Source organism: Pseudomonas sp. SIMBA_068 (assembly GCF_046534705.1).
GTDB lineage: Bacteria > Pseudomonadota > Gammaproteobacteria > Pseudomonadales > Pseudomonadaceae > Aquipseudomonas > Aquipseudomonas putida.
In genome coordinates, this window is the sequence record NZ_JAWRYI010000001.1 from 1240496 (window position 1) to 1255315 (window position 14820).

General features: G+C 64.1%; 13 protein-coding genes and 1 pseudogene. 12 read left to right on the forward strand and 2 right to left on the reverse strand.

The window, feature by feature from the left end; genetic code table 11:
- Positions 1 to 5 precede the first annotated feature (5 nt).
- From SB756_RS05695 to SB756_RS05745, 11 genes and pseudogenes are all read left to right on the forward strand, one after another.
- On the forward strand, positions 6 to 380 hold the full coding sequence (locus SB756_RS05695) for a type II secretion system protein (protein WP_012272103.1): 375 nt from the start codon (positions 6 to 8) through the stop codon (positions 378 to 380).
- Positions 355 to 882 (forward strand): type II secretion system protein, encoded by a 528-nt coding sequence (locus tag SB756_RS05700; RefSeq protein ID WP_410910367.1) that lies wholly within the window; start codon positions 355 to 357, stop codon positions 880 to 882. Before SB756_RS05695 ends, SB756_RS05700 begins: the two co-directional genes overlap by 26 nt.
- Positions 879 to 1274 (forward strand): curli production assembly/transport protein CsgE, encoded by a 396-nt coding sequence (gene csgE / locus SB756_RS05705; protein ID WP_016499463.1) that lies wholly within the window; start codon positions 879 to 881, stop codon positions 1272 to 1274. Before SB756_RS05700 ends, csgE begins: the two co-directional genes overlap by 4 nt.
- On the forward strand, positions 1271 to 1684 hold the full coding sequence (locus SB756_RS05710; protein WP_016487339.1) for a curli assembly protein CsgF: 414 nt from the start codon (positions 1271 to 1273) through the stop codon (positions 1682 to 1684). The genes csgE and SB756_RS05710 overlap by 4 nt, the downstream gene beginning before the upstream one ends.
- A gap of 34 nt (positions 1685 to 1718) precedes the next feature.
- Positions 1719 to 2570 (forward strand): CsgG/HfaB family protein, encoded by an 852-nt coding sequence (locus SB756_RS05715; protein ID WP_132840552.1) that lies wholly within the window; start codon positions 1719 to 1721, stop codon positions 2568 to 2570.
- Positions 2571 to 2886: 316 nt separating this feature from the next.
- A pseudogene (locus tag SB756_RS05720) lies at positions 2887 to 3192 on the forward strand (RHS repeat-associated core domain-containing protein); the annotation flags it as partial.
- A gap of 117 nt (positions 3193 to 3309) precedes the next feature.
- Complete coding sequence (locus SB756_RS05725; RefSeq protein WP_341798946.1) at positions 3310 to 3744, forward strand: hypothetical protein; 435 nt, start codon at positions 3310 to 3312, stop codon at positions 3742 to 3744.
- 426 nt (positions 3745 to 4170) lie between these two features.
- The gene (locus SB756_RS05730) at positions 4171 to 6081 is read left to right on the forward strand and encodes a sigma-54-dependent Fis family transcriptional regulator (RefSeq protein WP_410910368.1); all 1911 of its coding nucleotides are present in this window, start codon (positions 4171 to 4173) and stop codon (positions 6079 to 6081) included.
- Positions 6082 to 6083: 2 nt separating this feature from the next.
- Positions 6084 to 7817 carry an ABC transporter ATP-binding protein gene (locus SB756_RS05735; RefSeq protein ID WP_410910369.1) on the forward strand — a complete coding sequence of 578 codons (1734 nt, stop codon included), beginning with the start codon at positions 6084 to 6086 and terminating at the stop codon, positions 7815 to 7817.
- Complete coding sequence (locus tag SB756_RS05740) at positions 7807 to 8484, forward strand: peptidase S8 and S53 subtilisin kexin sedolisin (RefSeq protein ID WP_410910370.1); 678 nt, start codon at positions 7807 to 7809, stop codon at positions 8482 to 8484. Before SB756_RS05735 ends, SB756_RS05740 begins: the two co-directional genes overlap by 11 nt.
- The gene (locus tag SB756_RS05745) at positions 8477 to 9769 is read left to right on the forward strand and encodes an NAD(P)/FAD-dependent oxidoreductase (RefSeq protein WP_410910371.1); all 1293 of its coding nucleotides are present in this window, start codon (positions 8477 to 8479) and stop codon (positions 9767 to 9769) included. The genes SB756_RS05740 and SB756_RS05745 overlap by 8 nt, the downstream gene beginning before the upstream one ends.
- 37 nt (positions 9770 to 9806) lie before the next feature.
- Here the strand turns inward: SB756_RS05745 and SB756_RS05750 are convergent, their stop codons facing one another.
- The gene (locus tag SB756_RS05750; protein ID WP_410910372.1) at positions 9807 to 11120 is read right to left on the reverse strand and encodes a hypothetical protein; all 1314 of its coding nucleotides are present in this window, start codon (positions 11118 to 11120) and stop codon (positions 9807 to 9809) included.
- 126 nt (positions 11121 to 11246) lie between these two features.
- Positions 11247 to 12740: an aldehyde dehydrogenase family protein gene (locus tag SB756_RS05755; protein WP_016499470.1), complete on the reverse strand. Its 1494-nt coding sequence runs from the start codon at positions 12738 to 12740 to the stop codon at positions 11247 to 11249.
- A gap of 494 nt (positions 12741 to 13234) precedes the next feature.
- On the opposite strand from SB756_RS05755, the gene peaA reads away from it, so the two are divergent.
- A complete protein-coding gene (gene peaA, locus SB756_RS05760; protein WP_341798740.1) occupies positions 13235 to 14800 on the forward strand; it encodes a quinohemoprotein amine dehydrogenase subunit alpha in 1566 nt (521 codons plus the stop codon).
- Positions 14801 to 14820: the final 20 nt, after the last annotated feature.

A 14820-nucleotide genomic window follows, 5' to 3' on the forward strand; every position in this document is an offset into this window, starting at 1 on the left:
CAGCCATGAAACGCAGCAAAGGCTTCACCCTGATCGAACTGCTGGTGGTCATGGCGATCATCGCCACGCTGATGACCATCGCCATGCCGCGCTACTTCAACAGCCTGGAAAGCTCCCGTGAAGCCACGCTGCGCCAAAGCCTGGCGGTGCTGCGCGAGTCGCTGGACCACTACTACGGCGACACCGGTCACTACCCGGACTCGCTGGAGCAGTTGGTTGAGCAACGTTACCTGCGCAACACCCCGGTCGACCCGATCACCGAGCGCAGCGATGCCTGGCAGCTGGTGCCACCGCCCGAGGGCGTGGCCGGCGGCGTGGCCGATATCAAAAGCGGTGCCACAGGGAGGGCGCGTGATGGCAGCCTCTTCGCTGAGTGGTAAGGCCGAGCGTGGCTTCACTTACCTGGGCGTGCTGCTGCTGATTGCGGTCAGCAGTGTGGCCCTGGCCGCCACTGGCACGATCTGGGCCAGCGCCGCCCAGCGTGATCGCGAGCGCCAGTTGCTGTGGGTGGGCAGCCAGTACGCCCAAGCCTTGCGCAGCTATTACCGTGCCTCGCCGGGCCTGGCCCAATACCCGCAGGCGCTGGCCGACCTGCTGCAGGACAACCGCTTCCCGCAGGCCCAGCGGCACATTCGTCGGCTGTACCCCGACCCCATCACCAACAGCGACGAGTGGGGCCTGCTGCGTGCAATCGACGGCCGCATCACCGGCGTGTACAGCCGCTCGGACGCTACTCCGTTCAAGCGCAGTGGCTTCAGCGCCGAATGGAGCGGTTTCGAAGGGCTGGAACACTACAGCGACTGGCAGTTCGTCGCCGAGCAGGCCTTCAGCGAAAGCGCCGGCGGCGTGCAGACCCACAGCGGCCCGGGAGACACGCCATGAATACCTTGGCTGCGCTGTGCCTGGGCCTGCTGCTGGCGTTGGCCACTTCGGCCAAGGCCGGGGACGAAGACGAGATGCAGGGCTTCATCGTCGACAACACCATTTCGCACATCGGCCACGACTTTTACTACTACTTCGCCGACCGCCTGCGCGCCACCAGCCGCCTGGACTTCAACCTGGTGGTACGCGAACGCCCGGATGCCCGCTGGGGCAGCCTGGTCACCGTGGAGTTCGAGCGTGAGGTGATGTACCGCCGCTTCCTGCCACCAAACACCACCGAGCTCAAAGACGAGGCCGTGGCAGCCGCCGACCTGGTCAAGCAGCAAATCATTCAACGCAAGCTGCAACGCCTGCTACAGGACACCACCGACTTGGAGAGGGACGAGCTATGAACCACCGCATTCCACGTTGCATCGCCGCCTGCCTGCTAGCCAGCGCTTGCGCTGCCCAGGCCACCGAGCTGGTGTACACCCCGGTCAACCCGGCCTTTGGCGGCAACCCGTTGAACGGCACCTGGCTGCTGAACAACGCCCAGGCGCAAAACGATTACGACGACCCGGACCTCAAGGACCGTGCCTCGGCCTTTACCGGCACCACGGCCCTGGAGCGCTTCAGCAACCAGCTGGAGTCGCGGATGTTGTCGCAGTTGCTGGACAACATCAGCAACGGCAGCACCGGCAGCATGGCGACCGATGCGTTTCTCATCGACGTCATCGACGATTCCGGGGCCTTGAGCATCAAGGTCACCGATCGTGCCACAGGAGAAATTTCGATCATTGAGGTCAGCGGCCTGAACCCCTGAGAGGGAAAGGCTTTTATGTTGGGGAGAGAACACCATGAAACGTCTGCTGAGCACGCTGCTGATCCTCACCGCCCTGGGCCTGCAAAGTGGTTGCAGCCTGCGCGAACCCATGTCGGCCGAACAGGACTCGGAAACCCCGACCCTGACCCCGCGGGCCTCGACCTACTACGACCTGATCAACATGCCACGGCCCAAGGGTCGGCTGATGGCCGTGGTGTACGGCTTCCGCGACCAGACCGGGCAGTACAAGCCCACCCCGGCCAGCTCGTTCTCCACCAGCGTCACTCAGGGCGCGGCCAGCATGCTGATGGACGCCCTCAGTGCCAGCGGCTGGTTCGTGGTGCTGGAGCGTGAAGGCCTGCAGAACCTGCTGACCGAGCGCAAGATCATCCGTGCTTCGCAGAAAAAGCCGGATGTAGCCGAAAACATCATGGGCGAACTGCCACCGCTGCAGGCCGCCAACCTGATGCTGGAGGGCGGCATCATCGCTTATGACACCAACGTGCGCAGTGGCGGCGAGGGGGCCCGCTACCTGGGGATAGACATCTCCCGCGAGTACCGGGTGGATCAGGTGACCGTGAACCTGCGTGCGGTGGATGTGCGCACCGGGCAGGTGCTGGCCAATGTGATGACCAGCAAGACTATCTATTCGGTCGGCCGCAGTGCCGGGGTGTTCAAGTTCATCGAGTTCAAGAAGCTGCTGGAAGCCGAGGTGGGCTACACCACCAATGAACCGGCACAGCTGTGCGTGCTGTCGGCGATTGAGTCGGCGGTGGGGCACTTGCTGGCGCAGGGGATTGAACGGCGGCTGTGGCAGGTGGCGGGGGATGCGGGGGAGGGCAAGGCTACGGTGGACAAGTACCTGAGCCAGAATCAGCAGCCGTGATTGGTCTGGAGGGCCTCTAAGCGGGTAAGCCCGCTCCCACAAGCGCTGGCCTCAGGCTTGACGCGGTCCCTCGTAGGAGCGGGTTTACCCGCGAAGAGGCCGGTGCAGGCGACGCAATCATTCATTCGCGGTCTACGCAACCTGCGTACATTGTTGTTTGCCGTTCGTGCGGGCGGAAGGTGGCGACGGGTTAGCATGAATTTACTGGAATGAAAACTGATGCTTCTGCCAGTAGCGCACTTCAAATTTCATATGCGACTGTTACGCTAAAGATGGCTTTCGGTACAGGCTAATGGCGGGCGACAATCTAGATGGTATGAATGCACGTGAATGCCAATCTCGGCAGCCTTTCTCTGGTACACCTCGATTAGCCCCTGAGAGCCAGGAGGTGACGTATTCACCCTATGGCTACTGTGATCGTGAGGTGGGCGTGTCACGCGTATTGGGCTTCAATGGTGAGGGGCAAGAGCAGGTGACTGAAGGTTACTTGCTGGGGAATGGTTATCGGAATTTTTATCCGACTTTAATGCGCTTCAGTTCTCCTGACAATCTAAGTCCGTTCGGAAGAGGTGGGATAAATGCATATTGTTACTGTGCAGGAGATCCAGTGAATCGGCAAGATCCGAGCGGGCATCAAATGTGGCCTATATTTCCAAGGAATTTCAGAAAAGCGAGGTATTTCAGAATTGTTACGGGGTTTTTATACAAGGCCGGCCGGTCAAGGGTAAGGCGGGCGTCGATGCCGGCACTTCTTGACAGGCCTTCGGATGATGAAATTGTAAAAGAGTGGGACATGGTTGGTTTGCACGCGAGTGCGTCTGAAAATCTGAAAAGTCTGCAGGCTAACCTTGATCCAATATTTCAAGGCACTCCTGGTCGTGAGTTTTTGGGTCCGGGCTTCTACGCAGCACCAGAAATTGAAGTGCCCACCAAGATTGCTGGCAGCATTCAACGGTATGACAATAAAGAAACTATGATTTTCTCGGTATACACAAAAAGCATGGCACGTCTTAAGCTGGGTAGAGATTATGATTTTTCTCAGTTCCTTGACATGCCCACTCAACGTAACCAAATGGAGATAGTCTTCCGGACGAAGGCATATTATTTGATAGCCGTCCGACAAGTGAGGTCAGGTCGGATAGTGCTTCCTCGGTCTAAAGAAGCGCCATTTTAAAAATTGCATATCCCTCATTGCTGGGGGCGCTACGCATCCCATTCTTGGTTGCCTCTAAATGCATGCGTCTGCTGGCCAGCGATTTGTGGCGGCTCCAGTGAATCAAGGAGCGATATCCCTGATTGACCTCCAGGGCCTCTTCGCGGGCTCGCCCGCTCCCACAGGTACACCGCAGTCCTCAGGCTTGCTGCGAACCCTGTGGGAGCGGGCAAGCCCGCGAAGCAGGCGACGCGGTGGATCGCACCGGCAACGCCGGTGATCGCCGGCAAGCCAGCTCCCACAGGGATTGCGCCAGCGTCAAGTAACCTGGCCAGCTACACCCCAATCCATCCACTACCAGATGACGGCCAGCCTTTTCTACCGCACACTGCGGAAAATTCCCAAGCCCGTACCCCGCCACATTGCGGGGCACAGCCGGAGTAGAAAATGGCGCGACAACTAATAACAAACGCCCACGACCCGCTGCACGAATCCCGCCAGGCCCGCCTGAAGCTGGCCAGCGAAGGCGAATTACCGCTGGGCATGCTGCGCGACGAGATCGACGCTTCCTGGCGGCGTAGCCTTGGCCATGGTCTGGACTGCCTGCAGGGCGAACAGGTCGGCCTGGGCCTGGAGCAGGGCCATCACCTGCGCATGCTGCTGGAGCGCAACCGCCTGTTGGTCGACGCCGTCACCCCGGAGCTGGACTACCTGGTAGCACGCCAGGGCAAGGCCGGTATTGTCATCCTCGGCGACGCCCAGGCCAACGTGCTGGCCATCGAAGGGCAGAAGCATGTGTTGCAGCGCGAGGGCCTGCGCGACCTGCACCCGGGCAGTTGCTGGAGCGAGTCGCTGCGCGGCACCAATGCCATCGGCACCGCCGTAGTGGAAGGCCGGCCTACGCTGATCAACTGCGGCGAACATTACCTTGACCGCCTCAGCCCGTTCTCCTGCACTTCCGTGCCCCTGCGCGACCCGCGTGGGGAGGTGATCGGCGTGCTCGACATCACTCGCGAAGGGGTGATGGCGCAGCCGCAGGACAGCCTGTCGACCCTGATGCTGGCCGCCGGCATCATCGAGAGCCGTATGTTTGGCCTGTGCCACCCGGAGCAACTGGTGCTGGCCTTCCACAGCCGCCCGCAATACCTCAACAGTGCCTGGCATGGCCTGCTGGCCTTGAGCCTGGACGGTGAGGTGCTGGCGGTCAACGACAGTGCCTGCCAGCTATTGCAGGTGCCGCGCCATGAACTGATCGGCCGGCACAGCAGCGACCTGTTGGGCGAACGCTCGCCAGCCTTCATTGCGCGCCTGTGGCAGGGTGGGGTAAGCAGCGTGCAAACGGCCAAAGGAGAGTTCTACTTCCGCGCCTTGCAACTGCCACGCCATGGCCGGGTCAACGGCAGCACACCGGTCAGCAAACCGACGCTGGGCAAGCAGTCGCCCGCACTCGACGCCCTGGCCGGCGGTGACCCACGGCTGGCGCGTAATCTACGCATGGCCCGTCAGGGGCTGGGCAATGGCCTGCCGGTGCTTTTGCTGGGCGAAACCGGTACGGGCAAGGAGGTCGTTGCGCGTGCTTTGCATCAGGTCAGCCCACGTGCCGACAAACCCTTTGTGGCAGTCAACTGCGCGGCCATCCCCGAAGGGCTGATCGAATCCGAGTTGTTCGGCTACCGCGAGGGCGCGTTCACAGGGTCGCGCCGGGGCGGCATGGTCGGGCGGTTGATGCAGGCCCATGGTGGCACGCTGTTCCTCGACGAAATCGGCGACATGCCGCTGGCCCTGCAAGCGCGCCTGTTGCGGGTATTGCAGGAGCGGCGAGTGGCGCCGCTGGGGGCGGGGGACGAGCAGGATATCGACGTTGCGCTGATCTGCGCCACCCACCGTGACCTCAAACGCCTGGTGCAGGAACAGCATTTCCGCGAAGACCTGTACTACCGGGTCAACGGCGTATCACTGCGCTTGCCGGCGCTGCGCGAGCGTGATGACCTGGCGCAGATCATCCAGGGCCTGCTGGACAAGGCCGATGCCCGTGGCGTAACCCTGGACCCGGCACTGGCCACATTGCTCGAAGGCTTCGACTGGCCGGGTAACATTCGCCAGCTGGAAATGGTAGTGCGCACGGCGCTGGCCATGCGCGAGGACGGCGAGCAGGTGCTGACCCTGGACCACCTCACCGATTGCCTGCTGGACGAACTGGCCAGCGGCACGGCGCCCTCCGGCAGCCTGAAGGACAACGAACTGGAACTGATTCGCGGCGCCTTGGCGCGCCACCAGGGCAACGTTTCCGCCGCGGCCGAGGCACTTGGTATCAGCCGGGCGACGCTGTACCGCAAGCTCAAACAGTTGCGCGGCTGACCATGGGCCCCTTGTTCGCAAGGCTGGTGGACTCCAGCGACCCTGCGCTCATGCGCCAGGCGTTGGCCTGGCTGTATGGTTTCGTACGCCCGCATCGGCGTGCCATCGGCCTGTTGCTCGGCTTGTCACTGGGCGCCTCGCTGCTGGCGCTGGCACAGCCCTGGCTGGTCAAGACACTGATTGACGAGGGGCTGTTGGCCAAGGACTACCAGACCCTCTGGCACATGGCGGCGATCATGATCGGCGCGGGCCTGTTGGGCACGGTGCTGGCCGGGGTCAACCGCTACCTGCATACGCGGTTGTCGGGGCGCATCCTGTTTGCCCTGCGTGATGACCTGTACCGTCACCTGCAGCAGTTGTCGCCGACATTCTATGGGCGGCGGCGCATGGGCGACATTCTTTCGCGGCTGGATGGCGATGTGGCGGAGATCCAGCGGTTTGCCGTGGATTCGTTGTTCTCGGCTGTATCTGCCGTCATTGGCCTGGTGGGCGCGGTGGCGTTGATGCTGATGCTGTCATGGCAGCTGTCGCTGTTGCTGGCGTTGCTTGTGCCGATCGAGGTGCTGTGGCTGCGCTGGATGCGGCGCAAGGTGGAGCGCGAGGTGCGCAGCCTGCGCGAGCGTTCGGCGGATGTGTCTTCGTTCCTGGTCGAGACCTTGCCGGCGATGAAGTTCATTCAGGCAGCCGGCCAGCAAGGCCGCGAGGCAGGGCGGCTGGACCAGCTTGGCCAAGGCTACATGCGTCAGCTGTTAAAGGTGCAGGTGACCGAATTCTTCACCCAGGCCATCCCCGGCACGCTCACCTCCTGGTGCCGCGCTTGCGCGTTCCTGGTCGGTGGTTGGTGGGTTATCCAGGGGACCTGGCAGTTGGGCGCGCTGATCGCCTTTTCCACCTACATGGGCATGGCAGTAGGCCCGGTGCAGAGCCTGCTGGGCCTGTACGTGGCGGTGCAGCGCATGGCGGTGAGCCTGGGGCGGGTGATGGAGCTCAAGCGCGAGGCCGTGGCCGTGCGCCCGGCAGCCAACCCGCTGCCCATGCCCGACGGGCCGGGCGAATTGCGCCTTGAGGCGCTGAGCTTCGCCCATGAAGGGCGGCAGGGCGCCGTGCTGGACAACGTGCAGGTGTGCGTGCCGGGTGGCCTGAAGGTGGCCATCAGCGGTGCCTCGGGGGTGGGCAAGTCGACCCTCATCGACCTGCTGCAACGTTTCTATGACCCGGACGCCGGGCGCATCCTGCTGGATGGCACCGACCTGCGCGAACTGGACCTGGCCGCGCTGCGCCGTCGCATAGCCGTTGTCAGCCAGGACATCGTGCTATTCCGTGGCACCCTTGCGCAAAACCTTGCCTACGGCGTGCCGGAAGCCAGCCGCGCGGAGCTGGAGCGAGTGGTGCGCCTGGCGCGGCTGGACAGCCTGGTCGACAGCCTGCCGTTGGGTCTGGACAGCCTGTTGGGCGAGCGTGGCCAGCAGTTGTCCGGCGGCCAGAAGCAACGCATTGCCATCGCCCGTGCGGTACTGCAAGCCCCGGCGATTCTGGTGCTGGACGAGGCCACCTCGGCGGTGGACGAAGCCACTGAACGCGAAGTGATCGCGGCCATCGACCAGTTGTTCGCCGGCCGCACGCGCATCCTGATCAGCCACCGGGCTTCGACCCTGGCCGACGCCGACCTGCACTTGCAGCTGCATGACGGCCAGCTGCAGGTGCTGCCGCAGGAGGTGATCAAGCATGGGCACTGATGTGCGCGTTGGCATTGTCGACAGTGGCTGTTCGCCGCAGCAGGCCAGCGGTTTGCTGGGCGCCCGGCGTTTCTGGCTGGGGGACGGTCAGCTGCGTGAAGGAGAAATGCTGCCCGACCCGCTAGGGCATGGCAGCGCGGTACTTGCCAGCATGCAGCGTGAGGCCGGGCCGGTACCGTTGCTGGTGGCTCAGGTGTTCAGCGGTCAGGCCAGCACCAGTGCCCTGCAGGTGGCTGCGGCGCTGCTGTGGCTGGTGGAGGCGGGGGCTACGCTGGTCAACCTCAGTCTCGGCTTGCAGCAAGACCGGCCTGTGCTGCGCCAGGCCTGTACCGAAGCGCTGGCGGCTGGCGTGCTGTTGTGTGCATCCAGCCCGGCGCAGGGTGAGCCGGTGTACCCCGCCAGCTACCCCGGCGTGTTCCGGGTTACCGGTGATGCCCGTTGCGCGCCCGGCCAGTGGTCCTGGCTGGGCACCCGGCAGGCAGACTTTGGCGGTTATGTCGGGGCAGGCGGCAGGGCGGGCGCGAGTTTGGGTTGCGCAGCCTTGAGCGGCAGGATCGCGGCGCTGATGCGCGAGGAGCCGGGGATGGACCGCCAGCAGGTTTATGACTGGTTGCGCCGCAATGCAGCGTTTACCGGCCCTGAGCGACGAGGTGCCAGCCATGCCTGAACCGCGCATTGTGGTACTGGGCGCCGGCCCTGCAGGTGCTGCCACGGCTATCGGCTTGCGGCGGCTTGGCTACACCGTGACGGTGGTGTCGCAATGGCGACGTTTCGCGGCAGTGGAAGGGGTTTCGCAGCGGGTACTGGAGGGCTTGCGGCATGCGGGTCTTGGCGGGGCCTTGGGCCACGCGGCCATGCCGGCTACCCGGCAGGTGCACTGGAATGGCCAGCACCTGCACATGAACCAGGAATTTCTGCTGGATAGGCAACGGTTTGACCGGGCGCTGCGCGACGACCTTCAGCGTGCGGGTGTGAGTGTGGTCGAGGGGCGGGTGCGCGAGGTCGTGCACGAGGGCGGTCATCGTGTTCGTCTGGACGATGGGCAGGTACTGATCGCTGATTTTCTCGTTGAGGCCCGAGGCCGTCAGGCACCGCTGGCCGCGGACCGCCTGCGCGGGCCGGAAACCGTCAGCCTGCTCAATGCCTGGGAGGGTAGCCCCGGGGCGCCTGCGTCGGCAGTGGAAAGCCTGGAGGATGGCTGGGCGTGGATGGCGCGGCTGGAGGATGGCCGCTGTTATTGGCAAGTCACGCTGGACGCCGCCGGGTTGCCGGGTAAGTCCGAGCTGGGGGCCTACTGCGCAGACCGCCGATGTCAGAGTGCACTGGTAGCCGAGCTGTTCGATGAGAGGGCGCGGGTGCCAGCACAGGTGCATGCCCGCAGCAGTACGGCGATTGTGGCGGGCGAATGTGTCGGGCAGGACTGGATACGGGTGGGTGATGCCGCGATGGCCGTTGATCCGCTGTCGGGCAACGGTATCTTCCAGTCGCTATCTTCGGCGTTACAGGCACCGGTGGTGATAAATACATTGCTGCGCAGGCCTGAACGGGCCGAGTTGGCGCGGCAGTTCCACCAGCAGCGGATCGAGCAGCTGTTCTTGCGCTTTGCCCGTATCGGGCGGGATTTCTACGGGCAGGAGCAGGGGCGGGCAGGGCAGCCGTTCTGGGCCAGGCGCCAGGGCTGGCCGGATACGCAGCCACTGCATCAGGCGGCTGATTGGCAAGCAGTACGGGTTGAGCGGCGGCCGGTGCTGCGTGATGGGCTGGTGGATGCGGCCGAGGTCGTGGTAACGCCGGATCAGCCGTTGGGGGTGTGGCATTTGCAGGGCGTGGCGTTGGCGCCTGTACTGCGGGAAATACGTAGTGGCCGGCCTGTTGAGGCGGTGTTGTCGGGGCTTGCGGGTGAACAGCAGAGGATGGTGCGGCGGTGGCTGATGGAGCAGGGCTTGGCTTGAGATTGCCGGGGCTGCAAAGCAGCCCCAGCATCTTGAATCAGAAGAAGGTCCCGACCACCAGTTGCATATAGGTCCCGGTGTCCGTCCCACCCAGCTGCGTACCGCCATTGGCCGCACTGCGCTCAGGCTGGTAGAACCCCACCAACGGGCTGATCAGCAAGTGGTCGTTGACCATCCACTCCACATACAGGTCCAGCTCCCGCCCGCCGAGGTTGCCCTGGTCGGTGTCCAGCGTATCGAAGTCGAAGTACAGCGCGCCGACGGTCAGGTTGTCCCTTGGCTTGCCTTTGAGCGCCATGTGGTGCACCTGGCTGTTCTTGTTGAACGGCCCGGCATAGTTGGCTGCCACTTCACCCTGGAACCAGGTGCCATAGCCTCGGCTCAGGCCGTAGAACAGTGGGTCGAAACCTTCGGAGAAGCGGCTGTAGCGGTAGGTGGCGGTGGGTGACCAGGGCAGTTCGGAGAAGGTCCAGTTGCCCTCCAGGTACCAGGCATTCTCGCGCCCGCCGGTCTTGTCCTGGGTTACGTACTCGGCGGCCAGTTCCAAGTCTTTCACGCCCAGGTTGCCGCGCCCGCGCAGGCTGGCGGTGTTCATGCCATCGCGGTGCTCCAGGCCCATGATCTGCGCGTAGCGCTGGTCCACGTCCAGGCCGCGGATCCAGCTGAGGCCAAGGGTACCGGCGTCGGCGACGTGCTCCAGGTTGGCCACCGCCAGCGAGGTGTCGGCCTGGTAATGGTTGTCGGATTTCAGCCACATCAGGTCGCCGCGCCAGCCCTGTTTGCCGCCCAGGCGCAGCACGGCGGTGCGGTCGAAGGCCTTGCGGGCAGCCAGGTAGTAGGCACCGCCACGGTCGAAGTTGGCGCCCAGGTCGACCTTGCCCAGGTTCACCGGGTCGCCCTGGATCAGGAAGCCGTCACCCAGCGTCACCACCTGGCGGCCGCCAGAAATGTCCACGCCGTCTTCGCCTAGCGCCGGGAACAGGTTGGCCGAGCGCCAGCCCAGGTACAAGTCTTCGATGGCGGTACGGCGCTCATCGCCCAGGGTCAGGCCGGCAGCATCGCCGTCGCCCCAGGTGGCGGAACTGAGCAGGTTGAAGGCGCCGTACACGGCCCCGCTATCGGCCAGGGTCTGGCTGCCGCTGAGGCCGTATTTTACGTAGCCTTCCTGCCAGGCGGTGCTGCCGGGTTGGCGGTTGCCGGCCTGGTTGAAGCTTTCGTCGCTATGGAACGTGCCGAACAGGGCTTCGAGGTCGGCGTTGAGGGTGGTGCCGTTCTGGTTGTACAGCTCGTAGGCTTGGCTGGCGGGCGCGGCGAGCAGCAGGGCCAATGTGCAGGCGAGTGTGTGCTTCATGGGGGGCTCCATGGTTTTTTATTGTTGTTTTTGGGTTGCCTGGGCCGGCCTCTTCGCAGCACAAGGCTGCTCCTACAGGGACCGCTTGCGCTTGCGTGCGGCGAAGAGGCCGGTACAGGCGGAAGATCAGAGCTTGATCAGCACCGACTTGAGCTCGGTGTAGTGCTCGATGGCCGCTGCGCCCATCTCACGACCCACGCCAGACATCTTGTAGCCACCAAATGGCAGCGCCGGGTCAAGCGCGCTGTGGCAGTTGACCCACACCGAGCCGGACTTGATGCGCGGGATCATCCTATGCACCGCCGCCAGGTCGTTGGACCAGATGCTGGCGCCCAGGCCATAGGGGTTGTCGTTCGCCATGCCGATTACTTCGTCCAGGTCATCGAACGGCATCGCCACCAGCACCGGCCCGAAGATTTCTTCCTGCACCAGGCGGTGGCGCTGGTCGACATCGACGATCACCGTCGGCTTGACGAAGTAACCCGGGCCAAAGCCTTCGCCGCCGCAGGCGATGGTCGCACCCAGTTCGCGGCCAAGCTCGATATAGCCGGTGACGCGGTCCTGCTGCTTGGCCGAGATCAACGGGCCCATCTGCACGGCCGGGTCCAGCCCGTTACCCAGCTTCATGCCGTTGGCGATCCCGGCGATGTCGGCCACCACATTGTCGAAGTGCTTGCGGTGCACGTACAGCCGCGAGCCAGCGCAGCACACCTGGCCCTGGTTGAAGAAGATCGCCGTGGCGGCGCCGGCAGCAGCTTCCTGCAGGTTGGCGTCGGGCATGACGATGGTCGGCGACTTGCCGCCCAGCTCCAGGGTGACGCGGGTCATGTTGTCCATGGCCGCCTTGCCGATCAGCTTGCCCACTTCGGTGGAACCGGTGAAGGTCAGCTTGTCGACGCCGGGGTGGCGGCTGAGCGCGGCGCCGGCATTCAGGCCGGTGCCGGTCACCACGTTGAACACGCCTGCCGGGTAGCCAGCTTCGTCTACCAGTTCAGCCAGCTTCAGCACGCTCAGCGGGGTTTCATCGGCGGGCTTGAGCACGATGGTGCAGCCGGTAGCCAGGGCCGGGCCGAGCTTCCAGCAGGCCAACAGCAGCGGGAAGTTCCAGGCGACGATGGCGCCGACCACGCCGATGGCCTCACGGCGCACAAAGCCGTGGAACTGGTCGTTGGGCATCAACGGCATGGAGGCTTCTACGGTGCTACCCTCGATCTTGGTGGCCCAGCCCGCCATGTAGCGCAGGAAGTCGATGGCCAGCTGCACGTCCATCACCTGGGCGACGGCGGCGCTCTTGCCGTTGTTCAGGCATTCCAGCTCGGCCAGCTGGCGAGCGTCGCGCTCCATCAGGTCGGCCAGGCGCCACAGCAGGTTTTGGCGTTCCCGCGGGCGCAGGCGGCTCCACGGCGAGTCGTCGAAGGCCTGGCGTGCTGCGCGCACGGCGCGGTCGACATCCTCGGCGTCGGCGGCGGGCACTTCGCCCAGCACTTCGCCAGTGGCCGGGTTGCGGAACGACAGGGTGCGACCGCTGGCGGCGTCCTGCCAGTCGGCGCCGATGCGCATCTTCAGCTTGCGTTCGAGAAAGGCGCGGGTGGCGGGCAGGATGGGCAGTTCACAAAGCATGGGGCTGTGCCTCTTGTCATTGGGTGTAAAGGGCACAGGCGCAATGGGCGTGCCAAGGTGGGCGGATGCCAGCAAGGCATTGAGTTGACTGGGTTTTGCCGTGATGCAAGGTTCGGATTGCAGGCGTGCGCTGTTGCACATTGAGACGGTGTGAGACCGTGGTGAAACAGTGGCTTCAAGGGCCAATCGCCGGCAAGCCAGCGCCCACAGGTACAGCGCAGGTCTTCAAGGTAATGGTTAACCTGTGGGAGCGGGCATGCCCGCGAAGGCCTGCATGGCAGGCCCCTGTCTCAGGATGAAACACCCTGTCGCGAAATGGCACGCTGCAATTGGCCATCCTTGCTGCTGGCCAACCCCAGCAAACTGCCTAAGAGGTTGAAAGGCCACGCTTTTACTGCAACTGGCACAGTTCCTGTATCACATCTGCCACATGCACACCTGCTGTACCAAAGCGTGCGAAAAACGATAAGAACAACAACCGTGGAGGTCTGACCTTGAAGACGACTCGACTCCGGCGGCATGCGGGCAAACTGGCGCTGGTCGCCGCCGCGCTGCTGAGCACCCAGGCCATGGCGGCCGAGCAGGGCCCGAGCCTGTTGCAGAACAAGTGCATGGGGTGCCATATCCCCGAAGGCAACGATACCTACAGCCGCATCAGCCACCAGCGTAAAACGCCGGAAGGCTGGCTGATGAGCATCGCTCGCATGCAGGTGATGCACGGCCTGCAGATCAGCGACGACGACCGTCGCACGCTGGTCAAGTACCTGGCCGACAAGCAGGGCCTGGCGCCCAGCGAAACCGATGGGGTGCGCTACGCCATGGAGCGCCGGCTGAACACGGTCGAGCATTTCGACACCCAGCTCAGCGAAACCTGTGGCCGCTGCCACTCTGGTGCTCGCGTCGCCTTGCAACGCCGCCCGGCCAAGGAGTGGGAGCACCTGGTCAACTTCCACCTCGGCCAGTGGCCGTCACTCGAATACCAGGCCCAGGCGCGGGACCGCGACTGGTTGCCGCTTGCCCTGCAACAGGTGGTGCCGGAACTTGCCAAGCGCTACCCGCTGGACAACCCGGCCTGGGCTGAATGGCAGCAGGCAAAACCGAAGGCCGACGTGCTGCCGGGGCAGTGGGCGTTCAGCGGCCACATGCTGGCCAAGGGCGATGTGCGCGGTGTGATGAGCGTTTCGGCCGGGGAGGGCGACACCTTCAAGGTCGAGGTCAAGGGCGCCTATGCCGACGGTACTCCTTTCAACGGCAGCGGCACTGCGATCCTGTACAACGGCTATGAATGGCGCGGCAACGTCAAGGTTGGCGACACCAATCTGCGCCAGGTATTCGCGGCGCTGGATGGCGAAATGAAAGGCCGCATGTTCGAGGCCGAACACGACGAGCGTGGCCTGGACTTCATGGCAGCCAAGGAAGGCAAGGCGCGCCTGCTGGCGGTGCAACCGGCATTCATCAAGGCCGGTGGCGAGAGCGAGATCACCTTGGTGGGCAGCGGCCTGGACGGCAAGCCCGACCTGGGTGCCGGGGTAGAAGTGACCCAGGTACTGGAGCAGACCCCGACGCTGGTACGGGTCAAGGCCCGCGCGGCAGCCGACGCCAAGCCCGGGCAGCGCGAAGTTGCAGTGGGCGCGCTTAAAGGCGTGAATCTGGCGGTGTACGACAAGGTCGAGGAAGTGAAAGTCGTGCCGGCGTTCTCCATTGCCCGCATCGGCGAAAACGGCGCTTCAGTGCCGAAGGTGCAGGGCCGCTTCGAGGCGGAAGCCTGGGGCAAGGATGCCAGTGGCCAGCCGCTGCGCATTGGCTACCTGCCGGCCACCTGGAAGGTCGAGCCGTTCAACGAGCGTGCGGTCGAGGACGAGGACGTCAAGTTCGCCGGGCAGATGCAGGCCGATGGCGTGTTCGTGCCAGGCGGTGCCGGCCCTAACCCCGAACGCAAGATGATGACCAACAACGCGGGCAACCTGAAGGTTATCGCCACGCTGGCCGACGGTGGCCAGACCGGCGAAGGGCACATGATCGTCACCGTCCAGCGCTGGAACAACCCGCCGCTGCCGTAACGGCAGGGTGTAACGGTTTT